Genomic DNA, 18,355 nt, shown 5'->3' with positions numbered 1-18,355 from the left:
CGACTAGACCAAATGGCAATCGGTGAGCCTGCGCGAGCAAACGGTCCGCGCGGGGTATGGTGCATTTGTCGCGTGAGAAGCAGGCGCCAGGGTGCTGCAGGGATTATACAAATTCTCGTTCAGGACAGTGCGGGGCACTGGCTGCGGCGTGATGTTCGCAACCGCCTCCGGCAAGTTCTATGGCGGCAATTCCGGTTCGTCCTTCATCGGCAGCTACACGGAGGAAGGCGGCATCATCTCATCCGAGGTGAAGATGACGCGCCACAACCACGATCCGAGCTATGTGCCGATGTTCCCGGTCGATAACATCGTCATGACCTTCAGGGGCACGCACAAGGGCGACGAGGTTCATTTCGAAGGCGGGACCACCGCCTTACCCGGCGTCGTGTTCACGGCGATCCTGACCCCGATCAACGACAAGGATGCGCCTGCGCCGGGCAAAGTCGGACCCGACGGCATCGGCAACGGGCTCTATTCCATCCACATTCGCATGCTCGATGGGCTCGACGGCGGCAATACCGGCGTGATGATGCTGCATGACGGCCGCATCTGGGGCGGCGACGCCTATTTCGACTATATCGGTGCCTACACCGCCGCGAACGGCCGGTGGAAGGGCGAGATCGTCAACCGCGAGCATACGCCGAGTCTGGGAGAGCGACCGCTGTTCGGCCGCCACGAAGTCGGCATCGGCTTCTCCGGGACCTACGATTCCGAAGGTGCCGAAGCTGAAGCCACTGCGCTCGCTGGCAAGCGCAGCGTCCGCTTCAAGGCGGTGCTGAAGAAGCTGGTGGAGGCGTGAGCGAGAGAGTCAAACGCGGCCATTCACCGGCAACAGCGCGCCGGTGACTGCGCTCGCTGCGTCGCTGGCGAGGAACAGGATGACGTCGGCGAGTTCCTTTGGCGCCACCCATTTTGAGAAATCCGCCTTCGGCATGCTGGCGCGGTTTGCCGCGGTGTCGATGATCGAAGGCAACACGGCGTTGACCGTGATCTTGCCTTTGTGCTCGGCGGCGAGCGCTTCGGTCAGGCGGTGCACGCCGGATTTGGAAGCTGCATAGGCGCCCATGCCGGCGCCTGCCTGCAGTGCACCGAGCGCGCCGATATTGATGATACGCGCGGCGCTGGACGCCAGAAGATGCGGGATCGCCGCGCGCGAGGCGTTGAGCGCGGTCGTGACATTGAGCGCATACATCCGCTGCCAGGTTGCGGGATCGCCGTCTGCGACCGTCTCGAAGGCAAAGCCGCCGGCGATGTTGATGAGCGCATCGAGCCGGCCGAAATGCGCCGCCGCCGTGTCGATCGCCTTTTCTGCCCGGGCTGCGTCGGTCAGATCAACGCCGCCGAACTCGATCCGATCTGACGTCGGCGAAAGCGATGACGGCGCGTGATCAATGCCGGACACGCGTGCGCCGCGCGCCAGGGCTTCCTCAGCGACCACCTTGCCGAGCGCACCGGACGCGCCGGTGATGACGATAACTTTTCCGTTCATGAGACAGCTCCGCACTACCCGGGCAGACAGACTAAACTCAGCAGAAATTCATTTGCAATGCCGGCAAAATCCTCGCGAAATAGGCCCTCAACGTTAAATAGTATTCAATTTGTGGGGCCCGAAATGATTGACAATCTTGCAGATGCCGAATTGCCTGATCAGTTGATCGCCTTCAAATATCCGCTGACACGCCTGGCCGAGGCGCTTCGGCACGGCGGGCCGCTCAAGATCGTGGCGATGGGATCATCGTCGACCGCTGGCCGGGAAGATGTCTTGCCTTATCCATACTGGCTGGAAATGTATCTGAGGCGTGCCTGCGATAATCCAAGGATCGATGTGCTCAACAGGGGGGTAGGCGGTCAAGAGGCGATCGAAGAACTGGATCGCTTCGATTCGGACATTTTCGCCGAAGCGCCGGCACCGTCACTGGTGATCTGGCAGGTCGGCACCAACGCCGTCTTCCACAAGGAGAAGTACAACGTCGACGACGTCGCGGAGAAAATTGCCGTCGGCGTAGACCGGCTTCGTGCCCATGCAGGCCAGATGGACGTGCTACTGATCGATCCGCAACATGTCCCGGCGATGCTGATCGACGATAAGGCCGAGCTTTCCGAGCGCATGGTCTCGCTGATCGCCGCAGTGGCAGAGCGGGCAGGAGTCAATGTGTTTCGCCGCTGGGCGCTGATGCAGCATTGGCACGCGCAGAACAATATCGGTTTCGATCGTATGGTCGACCCGACCGATCCCGATCGATTGCATCAGAGCGACGGCAGCACGCTCCGGATGTCTAGGGGCCTTAACGATGCTATCCGGAAAGCTGCCGCCGTAGCGTAGCCATGCACGTAAGACTACGGCCTTGCCCTTGATTGGTAAAATTTGCCGGACTTCCGTAAGTCGATTGCAGAATCCGTTCGCTAGAAGCGAGGTCTCATCATGGCAGGGGATCAGACCATGGGAAACTTACCCGATCACGGTTTACCGCTCGTTCAGCTTAAGGAGCAGCGGCGGGACTTGGTCGTCGCGCTGCAGAATCGCACCGGTCCGGTCAGCGGCTGGGAGTTGATGCAGATCGCGGCCGTGCAGCAGGCGATCTCGGCTTTCGAGGAAGTCATTGCCGACCTCGACGCCGAGCTGGAAGCGGCTGCTTAAGTTCTCTCGAGATAGAGCGCGGCAAGCTGCTTGCGCTCGCTCTCTCCGACACCAAGGCCGTCGCGGATATAATTGTCGAGGCCACCATAGCCGGCGCTGATGGCCTCGAACGACGTGGCCAGGAACGCCGCCCGCACCGTGCCGATCACCTGCAGGACAGTGTCCGGTAGATCGCTCGGCACGGAAGCATCGCGCCGATAGAAGCGGTTGGTCAGCAGATAATCTTCCGAGATCACCTCGTCGGGAACGCCGAGCGTATGCAGGATCAGCGCGCAGGCGAAGCCGGTGCGGTCCTTGCCGGCGCTGCAATGGATGACGAGCGGCGCGCGGTCCTCCAACAGATGCGCAAACAGCGTACGGAAGCGCGGCGTGTTCTCCTGCACATAGCTGCGGTAGGAATCGCGCATCACCTCGATGGCGTCGTTCTCGGTCGGCGGATTGCCACTGGCGGCGATGGCGCGCAGCGCGGCGATCACCGTCGGTTCGACCGGCAGGGAATGCACGGTGATCTCGGCCACGCCGCAAAGCCCCTCGGCGCGCTCCTCGCGGCCACGGAAATCGAAGGCGCTGCGGACGCCGAGGCCGCGGACCACCGCGACATCGTCGTCGGTGAGGCGGCCGAGATGGTTGGAGCGAAAGATCTGGCGCCAACGGACGCTGCGGCCGTCGCGCGTAAGGTAGCCGCCGAGGTCACGGAAATTGCTCGCGCCGGCGAGATTGAAATGTCGGGCAGGGGAGTCTTGCATCGGGTGACTTGAGCAATCTTGTACGGCAAGCAGATGACCGGATAGGAGATGGTGCGCATCCCGCGCTCGTCTATACTCAAGGCAGCTCCGGGGGGCGAAGCATGAATCATCGGTTGGCAGCGATTTTCGCGGTGGTCTTGGTGGCGGGAACCCTCGCCGGCAGGTCGCAAGCCTCGGCCCAAAGCTCGTTCCAGAACTATCGCTGCGCCGACGGCACGCAGTTCATCGTCGGATTTTTCCAATACGACTCCCGCGCCCATCTGCAGCTCGACGGCAAGGCGGTAACGCTGTTGAAGCGGCTGACACTATCAGGCGCGCGCTACTCCGGCAGTGGCGTTACGCTAAGGATCACGAAAGCCGGCCTTGCCACGCTCAAGCACGCCAAGCGCCGGGCGACGGCCTGCGAGCTGGCATGAAAAAGGGCCGAAACGCGCTCGTTCCGACCCTTTTCGACGCTACCGATCCCCGACATTCCCGTCGGGAGGCTATCCGATATTGACCCGGCATTAGTGGTCACGCGTTGGCTTGGATTCTTCGATCGCCGCTTGGTGGTACCAGCTACCGCTGCAATCGGCCTTGTTCACCTGTGAAGCGGCAATCTCGAGCGCCGACTTGGTCTCACCGTAGCGGCGTCCTGCGATGGACGCCCGGCCGCCAACCGGGAATTGGTAGATCTTGGCAGATCCCTGATTCAGACCCGTATTCATGTCATCCTCTCCTCTGATCGGAGCCGCGATCCTCCATGGTGCGCCCGACTCGTTCTCGTGTGGTTACTTGGATAGTTACTTGGACTTGCGATATCGGCCGTGCCCCGCCCGGATGCAAGTTGATCAAAAAATGTCACTCGATGATTATTCTCTAGGCATTTTTGCTTTTGCTTCGCGTGAGGCAACAAGCAGGTGACCAACGCTTGAGCCGGGCCGAGGGTTGCGGTCGCGCGGCGGCGTCTCCGAGCAATGCCGCGAAAGCCTGCCAAGGCTTTAATCGGACGGTGGGCGCCTAGAGGAAATTGCCGGAGAATCGGGCGCTGGCGGTACCCTGGGAGCGTCAATTGGCCGCTTCGTACGCATGCCAGCCGCGCTTCTATGTCGCAGCAAAAAAGAGCTAGCGCGGTCTGGACTTTTCCCCAGAGACCCGCTCCCGCATTGCAGCGATTGGCATTCAAATTGCTTGGTACATTCTTGGCCGATGGTGGCCGGGTACGCGTGGGGCAACCGAGTGGCTTTTCGGCCCCTCGCGTTTTGCATCATCAACAGAGAGGCTCAATGACTAAGTACAAGCTCGAGTATATTTGGCTCGACGGGTATACGCCGACACCGAACTTGCGCGGCAAGACTCAGATCAAGGAATTCGCGTCGTTCCCGACGCTCGAGCAGCTTCCGCTCTGGGGCTTCGATGGCTCCTCCACCATGCAGGCTGAAGGCCACAGCTCCGATTGCGTGCTGAAGCCGGTCGCCGTCTATCCGGACGCTGCGCGCACCAACGGCGCGCTCGTGATGTGCGAAGTCATGATGCCCGATGGCGTCACCCCGCATCCGTCCAACAAGCGCGCCACCATTCTCGATGACGCCGGCGCCTGGTTCGGCTTCGAGCAGGAATATTTCTTCTACAAGGACGGCCGTCCGCTGGGCTTCCCCTCGAGCGGCTATCCCGCTCCGCAGGGCCCGTACTACACCGGCGTCGGCTACAAGAATGTCGGCGATGTTGCCCGCAAGATCGTGGAAGAGCATCTCGACCTCTGCCTTGCTGCCGGCATCAACCACGAAGGCATCAACGCCGAAGTGGCGAAGGGCCAGTGGGAATTCCAGATCTTCGGCAAGGGCTCCAAGACCGCCGCTGACCAGATGTGGATGGCGCGCTATCTGATGCTGCGCCTGACCGAGAGCTATGGCATCGACATCGAATTCCACTGCAAGCCGCTCGGCGACACCGACTGGAACGGTTCCGGCATGCACGCCAACTTCTCGACCCAGTACATGCGCGAAGTCGGCGGCAAGGAGTACTTCGAGGCGCTGATGGAAGCCTTCAAGGCCAACCGCGCTGACCACATCGCAGTCTACGGCCCTGATAACCATATGCGCCTGACCGGCAAGCACGAGACGGCCTCGATCGATACCTTCTCTTATGGCGTGGCCGACCGCGGCGCTTCGATCCGCGTTCCGCACTCCTTCGTCAACAACGGCTACAAGGGTTATCTGGAAGATCGCCGTCCCAACTCCCAAGGCGACCCCTACCAGATCGCTTCGCAGATCCTGAAGACCGTCTCTCAAGTCCCGACCGGCAAGAAGGCCGCGGCCTAAGACGCTCCCGGCCCGGGCTGGGGGCGCCCGGGACCGCAATCAAGTCCGCCAATGCCGTTCGGCTTTGGCGGACTTTTGCATTTTAAACGGCATTGGACTGGTTGCGCTTCCGGACCGTCGACACGCTTTGTTTAGCGCAAAGCCGGTATCGACCTTGCCGAAAGCGCGCTACACTTGGCTTGGATGCGCGCGGGCCGGGGGCCGAAGTGGGTTTCGGAGGCTTCTACAAGGTCAGATTTCAGCTCAATGATGCGGTCGGCCGCAGCGTCATGCACGCGCATGACGGCAAGATGCTCGGCGGCAATTCGGCCTTCGCCCATATCGGCACCTATGAGGAAAGCGGCGACGATGTCTCTGTCGTGGTCAGGACCGTGCGCCACAATCCGGATCCCAACTATCCCGCCATGGCCGGCACCGATGATGCGACGCTGGTGGCGCAGGGCCGGCCCAATGGCGACACCTATCGCTTCGAGGGAGGGTTGCGGGAGGTGCCGGGCGTCCCGTTTCAGGCATTGTTGACGCCGATCGAGGAGCAGGAGGTCCCGATCGCCGGCGGTGTCGGCGAGGGCGGGATTGCCAATGGCCTTTATTCCATTCATCTCCGCCTGCTCGATGGGGTCTCAGGCGGCCTGACTGGCGTGATGCTGCTCAAGGATGGCCGCATCGTCGGCGGTGACGCGTTCTTCTATTATCTCGGTACTTACGTTTCGGAGAATGGCCGCTGGAAAGGCCAGATCCTCAACCAGGAGCACACGCCGGCCAGGGGCGAGAATCCGATCTTCGGCGGCCACGAAGTCGGCATCGGCTTTTCCGGCACCTGTAATGAAGAGGGAGCGGTGCTGGAAGCAACCGCGCTCGCCGGCAAGCGCAGCCTGCGATTGACGGCGGTGCTGAAGCTGATGCGCCGACTGTAAGACGCGATGCCCGACACCATTCGCCTGCTCTCCACGTTGGCGCTGAAAGGCGCAGTTGCCGATCTTGCCGGACAGTACGCGGCCGCCGGCGGCGTGCGGATCGACGCCGATTTCGCGCCGACGCTCGCGCTGCTCGACCGGATCAGGCGCGGCGAGGGCGCCGACATCCTCATCCTGACGCAAGAGGGGCTCGCCGAGCTCGCGCGGGAAGGAAGCGTCGCCGCGGCGAGCTGCGTCGATCTCGCGCGCTCTTATGTCGGCATCGCCGTGAAGGAGGGAGCCTTGCATCCCGACATCGCCAGCGAGGCGGGGTTGCGCGCGACGCTGCTGGCTGCGCGCTCGGTGGTGTATTCGCGGATCGGCGCCAGCGGGATTTTCTTCGCGCGACTGATCGAGGGCCTGGGCATCGCGACCGAGATCAACGCGCGCGCGACCATTATCCCGTCGGGCTTCACCGCGGAACGGCTCGTCACTGATGAGGCCGATCTCGCCGTGCAGCAGATCAGCGAATTGAAGCAGGTTGCCGGCATCGAGGTCGTCGGACCAATTCCGCGCGAGTTGCAGACGCCGGGGGTGTTCTCCGCCGGCCGCATGACAGCTTCGGGGAAGGCGGAGCAGGCCGACCGGCTGCTGCGCTATCTCGCTTCCGACGAGGTCGCGCCGGTGCTGCGCGAGTCGGGGCTTGAGCCTTGAATTTGCCGGCCGTTCGACGCAACTTGCCAGCCATGATCAAGCGAATTCATGCAGCCGCACTTCTCGCCGTCACAGTGCTCGCGGCGCCAGGCCATGCCCATGCGCAATCGGCCGACCTCGTGCTGTGCGACCGCCTCGCGGCCGATCCCTCCGATCCCGACAAGCCCGCCGACGTCAAGGGCGCGCCGGAGGTCGCCTCGGCCGACATTGCGACCGCGATCAAATACTGTGCGGTTGCTGCGAAATCCTCGCGCCGGGCGATGTATCAGCTCGGGCGTGCCTATGCAGCCAACCGGCAAACGGCGGAAGCGGTCGCGGCCTGGCGGAAGGCGGCAGACAAGGGCTCGACCTCGGCGATGGTCGAGCTCGGCGTGCTCTACGGGACCGGCGCGGGCGTCGCGAAGGACGAGGCGCAGGCACGCAAATTGTTTGAGCGCGCGGCGCAGGCCGGCAATCCGCGCGGCGTCACCAATCTGGCCGCGCTCGGCGGCTCCTCGGCGGCCGATCCGGCACGGGCCCGCGAATTGCTCGCGAAGGCCGCCGAGACCAACCCCGAGGCGCAATATCAGCTCGGCCTGATGCTCTCCGAGGGCTCCGGCGGCGAGAAGGACGATGTCGCGGCACGCGCGCTGTTCGAGAAGGCGGCCGCGCAAAATCATCCTGCCGCGCTGGAGCGGATGGGCGCCTTCGCGCAATCCGGCCGCGGCGGTCCGAAGGATTCGGATGCCGCAAAAGCCTATTACGAGCGCGCCGCCGCGCTCGGCGACGAGGACGCCAAGAAGGCGCTGGAGCGGGCGCGATGTCCGATGACGATCAAGGACAAGCGCGGCAATGTCGTGACTAATCTCTGCTTCTAGCGCGATCAATGGTAACCCAGCCGTCATTGCGAGCAAAGCGAAGCAATCCATCTCTCGAAACTTGCGGAGACAATGGATTGCTTCGCTACGCTCGCAATGACGGCTGTTGTGTTGCTTGGTCGAATTCCCCAGGCGGCTTTGATCAGGCGCAAGACTCCCACGACTCTCCTCGCTAGGCTGCAAGCAAAACAATGTTCTGCGGTCGCTGCCGCGGGAAGAAATGGAGTTTGCGATGAAACGGCGTGCTCTGGTGATGGCTCTGCTTCTGTCTGCGGCGTCGACAACATTGGCGATCGCGCAGTCGGATCTGAAGCAGCCTTCTTCGAGCGACCGATATGTCCCACGGCTTGGCGACATCATGAGCGCTGCGCAACAGCAACACCAGAAATTGTGGTTGGCCGCCACGGCCCAGAATTGGGAGCTTGCGACGTACGAACTGGGCCAGCTCGAGTCCAGTCTTGCGGAGGCGGCCATGATGTATTCCGGCATCCCCGTCAGCAATGTCACCACGCTGAAGGATCCGTTGCAGTCGGTTTCCGACGCGATCGCGTCGAAGGATGGCCGCAAATTTGCGAAGGCTTATGCCAGTCTGACCGAAGGCTGCAACTCCTGTCACACATCGATGGGCCGAAGCTTCATCGCCATCCGTGTTCCCACCGGACCGCAGCCATTTGGCAATCAGCTCTTTCCGCCGCAGCGCAAGCCGTAATGGAACCGAGAGGGTGCGGCGTGGTTGATCGGGCAAAAGGAGACCCGACCATGATCCGCAAATTACGATCCGGCGAATACCGCCTCTATTCGCGGAAGGTCAATCCGAAGACCGGCAAACGTCGCAATCTCGGCACCTTCAAGTCTCGCGCCGCGGCCGAAAAGCACGAGCGCGACGTGCAGTATTTCAAGCGGCACTAGCAGGGCTCGTTTCGGAAGGAAAATCGCGCTGAAGCGGAGCGGGTGGCGGAACGTCTTTGCGCTGGCGGGCGAAATCGACTAAGAGCGCCCCGCACAGATGTCCCACCAGATAGCGCAATGATCCGTCTCGACAACGTCAGCAAGCAGGCCGGCCACCAAATCCTCTTCATCGAAGCTTCCGCGGCGCTCAACCGGGGTGAAAAGATCGGCCTCGTCGGGCCGAACGGCGCCGGCAAGTCGACGCTGTTCCGGATGATCGCAGGCCAGGATGTGCCCGACGAAGGGCAGGTGGCGGTCGATCGCGGCATCACGATCGGCTATTTCAGCCAGGATGTCGGCGAGATGTCCGGCCGCAGCGCGGTCGCCGAGGTGATGGACGGCGCAGGCCCCGTCAGCATCGTTGCGGCCGAGCTGAAGGAGCTCGAGGCTGCGATGGCCGATCCTGAACGCGCCGATGAGATGGACGACATCATCGCGCGCTATGGCGAGGTGCAGGGACGGTTCGAGGAGCTTGACGGCTACGCGCTCGAGGGGCGGGCGCGCGAGGCGCTGGCCGGCCTTGGCTTCAGCCAGGAGATGATGGACGGCGACGTCGGCTCGCTCTCGGGCGGCTGGAAGATGCGCGTGGCGCTGGCGCGCATTCTCTTGATGCGTCCGGATGTGATGCTGCTGGACGAGCCGAGCAACCATCTCGATCTCGAAAGCCTGATCTGGCTCGAGCAATTCCTGAAGGGCTACGAGGGCGCGCTGTTGATGACGTCGCACGACCGCGCGTTCATCAATCGCGTGATCGGCAAGGTGATCGAGATCGACGGCGGCGCGCTCACCACTTACTCCGGCGACTACGAGTTCTATGAGCAGCAGCGCGCGATGGCCGACAAGCAGCAGCAGGCTCAGTTCGAGCGTCAGCAGGCGATGCTGGCGAAGGAGATCAAGTTCATCGAGCGCTTCAAGGCGCGCGCTTCCCACGCGGCCCAGGTGCAAAGCCGCGTCAAGAAGCTCGACAAGATCGAGCGGGTCGAGCCTCCGAGACGCCGCCAGACCGTGGCGTTCGAATTCCTGCCGGCGCCGCGCTCCGGCGAAGACGTGGTCGCGCTGAAGAACGTCGACAAGGGCTACGGCAGCAAGCGAATCTATGAAGGACTGGACTTCATGATCCGCCGGCGCGAACGCTGGTGCGTGATGGGCGTCAACGGCGCCGGGAAGTCGACGTTGTTGAAACTGGTGGCCGGCTCGACTGAGCCGGACAACGGCACGGTCGTGCTCGGCGGCAGCGTCAAGATGGGTTATTTCGCGCAGCACGCGATGGATCTGCTCGACGGCGAACGCACGGTGTTTCAATCACTCGAAGACGCGTTCCCGCAGGCAGGGCAGGGCTCGCTCCGCGCGCTTGCCGGCTGCTTCGGATTTTCCGGCGACGATGTCGAGAAGAGGTGCCGGGTACTGTCGGGCGGCGAGAAGGCACGGCTGGTGATGGCGAAGATGCTCTACGATCCCCCGAACTTCCTGGTGCTGGACGAGCCGACCAACCATCTCGATCTTGCGACCAAGGAGATGCTGATCAACGCGCTGGCGGAGTTTGAAGGCACGATGCTGTTCGTCTCGCACGACCGGCATTTTCTCGCCGCGCTCTCCAACCGCGTTCTGGAGTTGACGCCGGACGGTATCCACCAATTTGGCGGGGGCTATACGGAGTACGTCGCCCGCACTGGCCAGGAAGCACCGGGGCTGCGGAGCTAGCTTTCGACTGCCTGGGGGACGGCGAGGGCGGGTCAACGGTTCAGGGCGACGTCCCTGAACGCCTCGACCAGCGGCCGCTCGAGCTTGCCCTTCATGCCCCGCAGGACTTCGTATGCCGCCGCCCGCGGCATCGCCTTTTTGTAGGTCCGCTGTTCGATCAATGCGGAGAAGATGTCGGAGATGGTCAGGATACGCACGATGTCGGAGATGCTCTCGGCGCAAAGCCCGTCCGGATAGCCGCTGCCATCAAGAAACTCGTGATGGTGCCGTACGGCATCGAGGATTTCGGCCGAGATGCCGGGCGTTCCCTTCAGCACGGCATGGCCCGCGGCAGGATGGGTTTCGATCAGCGTACGTTCCTCGGCATCGAGCTTGCCGGGCTTGTCCAGGACGGCGAGCGGAATCCTTGCCTTGCCGAGGTCGTGAAACATTGCCGCCGCATAAAGACGCTCGATATCGGCCTTCGCCATGCCAAGGCTGAGGCCGAAATCGACGGCGATGCCGGTGACCAATAAGCAGTGCTGGTAGGTGCCCTCATGGTGACGGCGAACTGTCGCGAGCCAGTCGGACAGCCCACGCTCGGCGATCGTCTCTGCGATCACGTTGCCGGCGTTCTTGGCCTCCGCGACGTTGACGGCCCAGCCGCAGGTGACCGCCGAGAACATCGAGGCGAAGCTGGCCGCTCCGACCGATGCAGCCTCCCGCGCGCTCGAGGCGGGTTCGCTCGGAACGATCGATGGGGTCTCGCCCGGCGCGAGCTTTGCCAGCAACTGGGCCGGCTTGACCGGACTGAGCAACGCATGCGTCGCGCCGAGCGCGTAGGCCTGGACCACCGCCAGCCGGGTCCGCTCGTTGACGACGAAGATGCGCTTTGGGATTCGCGAGAACGTGCCTGACAGGGCTTTGAGCGCCGTGATGTTGTCGACGACACGCAGGTCGGCGTTGACGACAACGGCCGCGATGTCATTGCCGCGAATGCTGACGGCTCCAAGCAGATCCCCTGTAACGGGATGCTTCGGCTCCAGCATGGCGCACAAGGACGAAAGCCCGGCCTGCGTATCGGCTACAACGTAAACAGACATCGAGATGGTGTTGCCGGCATTGCTTCAGATGTTGTCGAAGGCGCGCTGCTCGGCCTGGGTGAGAAAATGATCGAGGTCACTGCAGAGACTGTGCGCGACATGCTCGTTGAGTTCGAATCGCAGCGTCTTTCCGGCCATGTCGATCTCGACGATTCCGCGCAGCGGCTCCGCGCAATTCGTGGTGACGGAGAAGGCTGCGATCTTGTGGACGGTCATCGGTCGTTCCTCCCTGGGAAAATTGTGTGGCGGGCATGCTCACTTTGGAATGATGGCGCGCCCTTTCTTCTTTCGTTCGGCGACAAACTTCACACCGATCTGCATCCCGTCGACCCGGATCAGTTCGCAGCGCCGGAACGCAAGTCCTCTCGATGACAGGATCAGGAAGAATTCCTGCGCCCGCAGCACGTCGAGCGGGCCGTCGACCTCGAGCTTGGCGCCGGTCTGCGACACGTCGAGAAGAACGCAGCTTCGTTGCCAGGTGCCGTCAACGCCCATCAGGTTGACCGGATAGCGGTGCTCGAAATGAACGCGCTCGGCTTTTCGGTTTCCATAAGCCATCAATGCACTCCCCCAACTGAAGCTGTATCGGCAGACAAGGGCCTGGCGCCGATGTCGCTTACGGATCCGAAGCGGATGGCGCGCTGCGCGGTGGAAAGCGAAAGCGTGTCAAAGGCCTCCTTGGCCTGTTCGAGTTGTTGCGGCGAAACCGGCTTGACGCCCTTGCGGCTCCTGATGATGGCAACCGCGGTCTGCCAATCGAGCCGCGACGCCCGGCATGCGAGGATCAGGCCGTAGCAATCCTCCGTCTCCAGCAGGGGCTCGATGGTTTCGATCGGGACGGTTGCCAGCAGCGACAGCGCGGCGATGACACTGGGGTGGTCGCGCCGGATCGCAAAACGGTTGACGATGGAATCGTTCAACTGGCCGGCATTGTTGAGCGCGAGCACCGTCGCCTTTGCCTCGGAATAGTCCACGGCAACAGGCTTGCGGGCGCGCCCGCGCGCGGCGGTCTCTTCGATCAGCGTTCTGATCGCGACATGCCGCTCGGGCGGCGCGGTCTTGAGCAGGCGGGCCTGCGCGGAGGGGCTGCACTTCGCCACCAACTCGCAAAGCACATCGCGCGGAAGATCCGGCCGCTGCACCAGCGCGTCGGCGATATCATCGTCGCGCAGGGCCATATCGACCAGGGTCGCGAAGCCCACAACAGAGAACTGCGCGCCGGGATTCCTTGCGAGGACGCCGCAGATGGCGGCATCGCCGCGCATCAGCAGGGCATCCGTGAGCCTGCGGCTCACCGCGCTGCGTCCGGCGATGGCGCCGAGGTGCTTTTCGCCGCGGGTCCTGATGACCTCGATGAGGTCGTCCTCAGACAGGCATTCGCATTTTCGAAGGATCGGGACGGCGACGGCCGCGTCTTCGTGCTGGGCGAGGCGGCGCACCGCCTCCCTCGGGGCCGACCTCAAATCGGCAAGGGGGGCGCTGAGTTTGGTCAGCGTGCGTGCTTCGACCGCCCCGATCAGACGGACCAGGACGTCGTCGAATATTTCGATCTGGTGCTCGCTGAGCCGGTCGGCGTCGGCGAGGAACAGGCTCGCCACCTGCCGCAATATCCGGATGCGGCGTTCGGGCGAACCGGCTCTGACAACATCTTCGAGTTCTGCAATAAGCTCAGTCGAGGCAATGGCAGTCATGGCGGCACCAATAATCCGCTGCAGGACGTCGCTGTCCCTCAGCCGATTTCGCGCCTAGATTGTTAATTACCACTGTAAATTGGTCTTTTAGGGTTGTGCGCCCTTTACGATTCTACCAGAAAACAGTATCGAAATTCGGCAATGGTATTTTGCCACGTTGTCTTTCGCAGTCACTGCGCTCCAACTGGGTGGAGATTGGAGAAGAGTACGAGACGAGTCGTCGAGCGAAGATCGCCGCTTTTTTGCAGCGCGGCATGATTGCCGTGCCCTCGACTGGTGTTGCTCTTACAAGAACTATTTTAAATGAACGATCATTCACCGGCGCCAACGCTGGTGCCGAAGATATTTCGGTTCGATGATATCGACACGTTTCGGAGCTTTATTCGAAACGTGCAGGTGGAGTGCATTCCGCTCGCCCGGGATATTTCGGCCGAGCAAACCATCCTGAACTTGCCGGGTTGCGACCTGAACTACACGAAGGCGTTTCCGCGGGTCATCGACGTGCAGTTGGCGCCGAACACGACCGCCGTCGGGTTCCCGATGGATGAGGGCACCGCCATTCGCTTCAATGGTATCGAGCACGATCGGTCGTTGCTGGTGATTGGCAGCGGCGGGGCCGCCTATAGCGCACTTGAGAGAACCCCCCGGCAGTATGCCTCGATCGTTTTCAAGCCCAAGGTCGAGGATCGCGGGTGGCCGAAGACCGGGCTGAGCTTCAATCTCTATGAAACCAGCGAGACGGCGAAACGGCGGCTGCGCCAGCTGGTGCGGGAGATCCTGGCGATCGCGCCGCATTTGGCCGAGGCGCCTGAGGTTCCCGGAGTAGCGGTCGCGATCCGCGAATCCCTGATGGCCGCGATCGATCATGCGTTCGCGGAGGTCGTGCCGGCAAAGTGGACGGCGCGGGCGAACGCTGCGCGGCAGTTCAAGGTTTTCAAGGATGTGCAGGCGGTCCTGTCCAGCGAGCTCGCGCAGCCGATTTACAGCAGCGATCTTGCCAGGGAGATCGGCGTGTCAGTGCGTACCATGCACGATGCGGTGCAGCGCTATCGGGGGATGAGCCTGCACCGATATCTCCGCCTGCGGCGGCTGTGGCTCGTTCGCCAAAACCTCTTGGCCGGCACCCATAGCGTCAAGGCCTGTGCACTCGCCTGTGGCTTTTGGCACCTCAGCGACTTCTCCAGGATATATCGGGCGCATTTCGGCGAATCGCCATCGGAGACTCTTTCGAGGTCGCGGCGATCCTGAATCAGCTAGAGCGTTTTCGAGCGAAGTGGACACCGGTTCGCGTGAAGAAAACGCGTCAAAACAAGAATCTAGACTGCGCGGTTATGCGCCGCTCTGGCACTTCTTCATGAAGCTGGTCTTGGCGGCGCCGGCGAGCTTCTTGCCATCGGACCCGACCGCTTTGGCCTCGCAGGACTCGGTGGTGCATTTCTTCATGAACGAGGTCTTTGCCGCGCCCGACAGCGGTTTGCCGTCCTTGCCGACGGCCTTGGTCTCGCAGGACTCCTGCGCGAATGCCGAGCCGATCGCAAAGGTGGTGACGACCGCTACCAACAATATCCGTTTGAGCATGGGCTTCTCTCCCTATTTGATTTGCCAAAATAGCCGAGCGGATTGGATATCGGAATCTTGCGCCAATCAAGTTGATAGCGCACGGATTCCTCCGCCAAATCGACAAGCCATACCCGCGACTACGCCGCCCGGACTTCCGCGAGGAAGCGGTTGACCTGGCCGGCGAGGTCGCGCGACTGCGCGGAAAGCTGTTCGGCGGCGCCAAGGACCTGGCTGGCGGCGGCTCCGGTGTCGTCGGCGGCGCGCTGGACACCGGAAATGTTCGAATTGACGTCCTGCGTGCCACGCGCCGCTTCCTGCACGCTGCGCGAGATCTCCTTGGTGGCCGAGCCTTGTTCCTCGATCGCGGCGGCGATCGCGGTGCCGATCTGGTCGATCTCGGTGATGACGTCGACGACGTTCTGGATCGCTTTCACCGTCTCATCGCTTGCGGCTTGAATGGTGGCGATCTGCTCGGAAATTTCGGTGGTCGCCTTCGCAGTCTGGCCGGCCAGCGACTTCACCTCCGAGGCGACCACGGCAAAGCCGCGTCCGGCATCCCCGGCGCGCGCGGCCTCGATCGTCGCGTTCAGGGCCAGCAGGTTGGTCTGCGCCGCGATGTTCTGGATCAGCGTGACGACATCGCCGATCTTCTGCGCGCCCTCGGCAAGCGAGCGGGCGGTGTCGCCGGTGCGGCGGGCGTTCTCCACGGCGCGTGCCGCGATCTCGGTCGACTGCGTGACCTGGCGCCCGATTTCCGAGATCGAGGACGTCAGCTCTTCGGTCGCGCTGGCAACCGTCTGCACATTGGTCGAGGTTTGGTCGGAGGCCGTCGCTACGACAGCGGCCTGCCGGTTGGTGGCGGACGCCGTGGAGGACATCGACTGTGCGGTCTCCTCCATAGTGGCAGAGGCGGCCGAGAGCCCGCCGACGAGCTCGCTGACCTTCGCCTCGAACGTGTGAGTCAGGTTGTCGAGCACTTGCGCGCGGCGCATCTTGACCTGGTTCTCGGCTTCCTTCTCCGCCGCGAGGCGATCGGCCTTGATCATGTTGTCCTTGAAGACGCGTACGGCCTGCGCCATTGCGCCGATCTCATCGCTGCGCTCGGCGCCCGCGATCTCGTCCGCAACGTCGCCGGCAGCAAGCCGCGACATCCTGGCGGTCAATTGCACGATTGGCCTGCAGATCCGGCGTCGCACCATCATGACCAGCGCAATGCTCGCCGCGACCACGGCGATCAGGCCGGCGAGCGCGACCAGGAAGCTGACACGCGCAGAGGAGTAGGCGGAAGAGAGCACCTGCTCGGCATTATCGTAGAAGGCGTCGCGCACCCCGATGATCGAATTGAGCCCGTGCTGCGATTCCACGTAGAAGGCATCGACATCGTGCTCGTACTTGCCGCTGGCCGCACCTTCCTTCACGAGCTTTAGCTCCTTGCCGAACCGCTCGACATAGGCCTCGTTCATGCGGTCGAGTGCGACTGCGACGTTGGCGGGCAGGTTGGGATTGCCACGCAGTTCCTGCAGTGACATCAGCACCTGATCCGCGCGCCCCTGGGCGCGAGCGAGATCGACCTTCTCGGTCTCGGTCGCCGCGCGCCTGGCGCCGACAAGGTTCTTGTGCTGGCTTGCATTGAAGCCGCCGACATCGCGCAGCGACCAGGCGATATTCGCGTAGACCGACTGCCGATAGGCGTCGCCGTCGATCAGGGCCAACTTGCGCACCTGGCCGTCGAGCAGGGAGGCTGCGGCATTGTTGAGCACTGCATTGTCGGCGACGATCTTCTTGGCGGCGTCCTTGCGCGCTTCCGCCGGGCCGTCGATCGCCTTGTCCATCGCCTCGCGCAACGCGTTGAATTTTGCGTTCACCCCATCGATGCCGGCGCCGATCGCTCCGCCATCCTCGAGCGAACCGGGCAGCGCTTTACGCAGCGCCATCATCTTGTCGCGGGCGCGATCGGTCGCCGTGCGCACCTTCTCGTTCAGATCGGCCCGCTGCTTCGGATCGACCACCGGTGGCCCAAACAGGATGTTGGTGGCAAAGCCACGCTCCGAATTAAGATAGCGCGGGATGTCACTGATGGCGCGAACGATTGCGAGCCGCTCCTGCGCTGCCGATACGTTCTCCATGGTCTGGTATTTCGAGACCGCGACGTAGAGGGCCAGTCCACCGCCCACGGTGGAGAGCGAGACGATGGCGGTCGTCAAGAGGGTTCCGATTTTCATGTGACTGGTGCCATTCTGGACGATAGAGGAGCGTTCAGCTCCATGGTAACCAGCGCGGATTAAATCCGCGTTTACGTTTTCCGATCGGAGTGACCGGCATGGCCCATCGTATCCTCGTCTTCTACGGCTCCTATCGCTCCGACCGCATGGGCATTCGGCTTGCAAGCTTCGTGGTCGAGGGCCTGCGCGCCCGCGGCGAGGACGTCGAATTCATCGACGCGAAGGGGGTCGGATTGCCCATGCTCGACCGCATGTACAAGGAGTATCCGAAGGGCACGGCGCCCGCTGCGCTGGAGAAGCTTGCGGGCCAAATCCGCGAGGCCGACGGCTTCGTGTTCATCACCGGCGAATACAATTGGGGCATCCAGCCGGGGCTGAAGAACCTCACCGATCATTTCCTGGAGGAGTGGTTCTGGCGGCCTGCCGCGATCGCAAGCTATTCCGCCGGACGTCTCTCCGGCGCGCGTGCCGCGACCGCCTGGCATGGCACGCTCTCCGAGATGGGCATGGTGGTGATTTCAAGCACGATCGGCGTCGGACCGATCGGGCAGACGCTGTCGGCGGATGGAAAGCCGATCGGCGAGGGCGGCAAGGCGCTGGAGCGGGCCTTTCCGCGCTTTGCCGATGATCTCATATGGTGGGTCGAAGCCGCCAAGGAGCAGCGGGCGCGCAAGAAGCCGCCTTACTGAGTTGAGGCGAGGGCCCTTAACTAGCGCGTTCGCTGATCCGAATTTCCGGTGGCCGATTTGCGCTTGGTCTCGGCAGGCGCGCCCATCTCCTGGCAGGGCATCTGCTGCCATGAACCGTCGGCTGCCTTTTGATAGGCGCGGCAGGGCGATGTAGCCCGATTCTCGTCGGCCTTCTGGGCGTCGGGCTGGGTTTCCGAGTTCTTCGCGAGGACCGGCGTGGCAAAATGCGCAAGCGCAGCCACCGAACCTGCGAAGATCACTGCTGCGATCCGCATCGGAGGTTCTCCTTTTCGATGCAGACTTTTCTAGAAGCA

At 62.8% G+C, this 18,355-nt stretch carries 23 protein-coding genes; 13 read left to right on the top strand and 10 right to left on the bottom strand.

Going from position 1 to position 18,355, the window contains the following annotated elements:
• Positions 1 to 91: 91 nt before the first annotated feature.
• Positions 92 to 799, top strand: a complete 708-nt coding sequence (locus tag YY7_RS0126485; protein WP_028165861.1) for a hypothetical protein — start codon at positions 92 to 94, stop codon at positions 797 to 799.
• 9 nt (positions 800 to 808) lie between these two features.
• Here the strand turns inward: YY7_RS0126485 and fabG are convergent, their stop codons facing one another.
• Positions 809 to 1,489: a 3-oxoacyl-ACP reductase FabG gene (gene fabG / locus YY7_RS0126480; protein WP_028165860.1), complete on the bottom strand. Its 681-nt coding sequence runs from the start codon at positions 1,487 to 1,489 to the stop codon at positions 809 to 811.
• A gap of 57 nt (positions 1,490 to 1,546) precedes the next feature.
• On the opposite strand from fabG, the gene YY7_RS0126475 reads away from it, so the two are divergent.
• Positions 1,547 to 2,323 carry an SGNH/GDSL hydrolase family protein gene (locus YY7_RS0126475; protein ID WP_245287409.1) on the top strand — a complete coding sequence of 259 codons (777 nt, stop codon included), beginning with the start codon at positions 1,547 to 1,549 and terminating at the stop codon, positions 2,321 to 2,323.
• A 99-nt stretch (positions 2,324 to 2,422) separates the two neighbouring features.
• Positions 2,423 to 2,638, top strand: a complete 216-nt coding sequence (locus YY7_RS0126470) for a hypothetical protein (RefSeq protein ID WP_028165858.1) — start codon at positions 2,423 to 2,425, stop codon at positions 2,636 to 2,638.
• Here YY7_RS0126470 and YY7_RS0126465 read toward each other — a convergent pair.
• Positions 2,635 to 3,384 (bottom strand): tyrosine-protein phosphatase, encoded by a 750-nt coding sequence (locus YY7_RS0126465; RefSeq protein ID WP_028165857.1) that lies wholly within the window; start codon positions 3,382 to 3,384, stop codon positions 2,635 to 2,637. The two genes, YY7_RS0126470 and YY7_RS0126465, sit on opposite strands and share 4 nt — an antisense overlap.
• A gap of 101 nt (positions 3,385 to 3,485) precedes the next feature.
• On the opposite strand from YY7_RS0126465, the gene YY7_RS0126460 reads away from it, so the two are divergent.
• On the top strand, positions 3,486 to 3,800 hold the full coding sequence (locus YY7_RS0126460) for an MliC family protein (RefSeq protein ID WP_028165856.1): 315 nt from the start codon (positions 3,486 to 3,488) through the stop codon (positions 3,798 to 3,800).
• Between the two features lie 90 nt (positions 3,801 to 3,890).
• Here the strand turns inward: YY7_RS0126460 and YY7_RS0126455 are convergent, their stop codons facing one another.
• A complete protein-coding gene (locus YY7_RS0126455; protein ID WP_028165855.1) occupies positions 3,891 to 4,091 on the bottom strand; it encodes a DUF2735 domain-containing protein in 201 nt (66 codons plus the stop codon).
• Positions 4,092 to 4,649: 558 nt separating this feature from the next.
• Here YY7_RS0126455 and YY7_RS0126450 point away from each other — a divergent pair.
• The 7 genes from YY7_RS0126450 (at position 4,650) to YY7_RS0126420 (ending at position 10,797) form a co-directional block, all read left to right on the top strand.
• Positions 4,650 to 5,684: a glutamine synthetase beta-grasp domain-containing protein gene (locus YY7_RS0126450; RefSeq protein WP_028165854.1), complete on the top strand. Its 1,035-nt coding sequence runs from the start codon at positions 4,650 to 4,652 to the stop codon at positions 5,682 to 5,684.
• A 269-nt stretch (positions 5,685 to 5,953) separates the two neighbouring features.
• Positions 5,954 to 6,598: a GrlR family regulatory protein gene (locus YY7_RS0126445; RefSeq protein WP_051396937.1), complete on the top strand. Its 645-nt coding sequence runs from the start codon at positions 5,954 to 5,956 to the stop codon at positions 6,596 to 6,598.
• Positions 6,599 to 6,604: 6 nt separating this feature from the next.
• The gene (locus YY7_RS0126440) at positions 6,605 to 7,291 is read left to right on the top strand and encodes a substrate-binding domain-containing protein (protein ID WP_028165852.1); all 687 of its coding nucleotides are present in this window, start codon (positions 6,605 to 6,607) and stop codon (positions 7,289 to 7,291) included.
• Between the two features lie 32 nt (positions 7,292 to 7,323).
• A complete protein-coding gene (locus tag YY7_RS0126435) occupies positions 7,324 to 8,148 on the top strand; it encodes a tetratricopeptide repeat protein (RefSeq protein ID WP_035690954.1) in 825 nt (274 codons plus the stop codon).
• A gap of 232 nt (positions 8,149 to 8,380) precedes the next feature.
• Entirely contained in the window at positions 8,381 to 8,857 is a 477-nt protein-coding gene (locus tag YY7_RS0126430) for a hypothetical protein (protein WP_028165850.1), read from the top strand.
• 50 nt (positions 8,858 to 8,907) lie between these two features.
• Entirely contained in the window at positions 8,908 to 9,057 is a 150-nt protein-coding gene (locus YY7_RS60685) for a hypothetical protein (protein ID WP_016843021.1), read from the top strand.
• A 117-nt stretch (positions 9,058 to 9,174) separates the two neighbouring features.
• The gene (locus YY7_RS0126420; RefSeq protein WP_028165849.1) at positions 9,175 to 10,797 is read left to right on the top strand and encodes an ABC-F family ATP-binding cassette domain-containing protein; all 1,623 of its coding nucleotides are present in this window, start codon (positions 9,175 to 9,177) and stop codon (positions 10,795 to 10,797) included.
• 32 nt (positions 10,798 to 10,829) lie between these two features.
• On the opposite strand, the gene YY7_RS0126415 is transcribed toward YY7_RS0126420, so the two are convergent.
• The 4 genes from YY7_RS0126415 to YY7_RS0126400 are packed head-to-tail and all read right to left on the bottom strand — an operon-like array spanning position 10,830 to position 13,477.
• Positions 10,830 to 11,879 (bottom strand): HD-GYP domain-containing protein, encoded by a 1,050-nt coding sequence (locus tag YY7_RS0126415; protein ID WP_028165848.1) that lies wholly within the window; start codon positions 11,877 to 11,879, stop codon positions 10,830 to 10,832.
• Positions 11,880 to 11,903: 24 nt separating this feature from the next.
• The gene (locus YY7_RS0126410) at positions 11,904 to 12,095 is read right to left on the bottom strand and encodes a hypothetical protein (RefSeq protein WP_028165847.1); all 192 of its coding nucleotides are present in this window, start codon (positions 12,093 to 12,095) and stop codon (positions 11,904 to 11,906) included.
• 39 nt (positions 12,096 to 12,134) lie between these two features.
• Entirely contained in the window at positions 12,135 to 12,437 is a 303-nt protein-coding gene (locus tag YY7_RS0126405; RefSeq protein ID WP_028165846.1) for a PilZ domain-containing protein, read from the bottom strand.
• Positions 12,437 to 13,477, bottom strand: coding sequence for a DUF2336 domain-containing protein (locus tag YY7_RS0126400; RefSeq protein ID WP_196237333.1), 1,041 nt, complete (start codon positions 13,475 to 13,477; stop codon positions 12,437 to 12,439). Before YY7_RS0126400 ends, YY7_RS0126405 begins: the two co-directional genes overlap by 1 nt.
• Positions 13,478 to 13,873: 396 nt before the next feature.
• On the opposite strand from YY7_RS0126400, the gene YY7_RS0126395 reads away from it, so the two are divergent.
• The gene (locus YY7_RS0126395; protein ID WP_028165844.1) at positions 13,874 to 14,818 is read left to right on the top strand and encodes an AraC family transcriptional regulator; all 945 of its coding nucleotides are present in this window, start codon (positions 13,874 to 13,876) and stop codon (positions 14,816 to 14,818) included.
• 81 nt (positions 14,819 to 14,899) lie between these two features.
• Here the strand turns inward: YY7_RS0126395 and YY7_RS0126390 are convergent, their stop codons facing one another.
• Together YY7_RS0126390 and YY7_RS0126385 are read right to left on the bottom strand one after the other, a co-directional pair.
• Positions 14,900 to 15,148, bottom strand: coding sequence for a hypothetical protein (locus YY7_RS0126390; protein ID WP_028165843.1), 249 nt, complete (start codon positions 15,146 to 15,148; stop codon positions 14,900 to 14,902).
• 119 nt (positions 15,149 to 15,267) lie between these two features.
• Positions 15,268 to 17,352 carry a methyl-accepting chemotaxis protein gene (locus YY7_RS0126385; RefSeq protein WP_028165842.1) on the bottom strand — a complete coding sequence of 695 codons (2,085 nt, stop codon included), beginning with the start codon at positions 17,350 to 17,352 and terminating at the stop codon, positions 15,268 to 15,270.
• Positions 17,353 to 17,450: 98 nt separating this feature from the next.
• On the opposite strand from YY7_RS0126385, the gene YY7_RS0126380 reads away from it, so the two are divergent.
• Entirely contained in the window at positions 17,451 to 18,041 is a 591-nt protein-coding gene (locus YY7_RS0126380; protein WP_028165841.1) for an NADPH-dependent FMN reductase, read from the top strand.
• Between the two features lie 20 nt (positions 18,042 to 18,061).
• Here YY7_RS0126380 and YY7_RS0126375 read toward each other — a convergent pair whose 3' ends face one another.
• Positions 18,062 to 18,316, bottom strand: coding sequence for a hypothetical protein (locus tag YY7_RS0126375; protein WP_028165840.1), 255 nt, complete (start codon positions 18,314 to 18,316; stop codon positions 18,062 to 18,064).
• Between the last annotated feature and the right edge of the window lie 39 nt (positions 18,317 to 18,355).

This window comes from Bradyrhizobium elkanii WSM2783 (assembly GCF_000472865.1).
Taxonomy (GTDB): domain Bacteria; phylum Pseudomonadota; class Alphaproteobacteria; order Rhizobiales; family Xanthobacteraceae; genus Bradyrhizobium; species Bradyrhizobium elkanii_A.
Note: the sequence above shows the minus strand (reverse complement) of the source record. Positions and strands in the feature narration are given on the sequence as shown.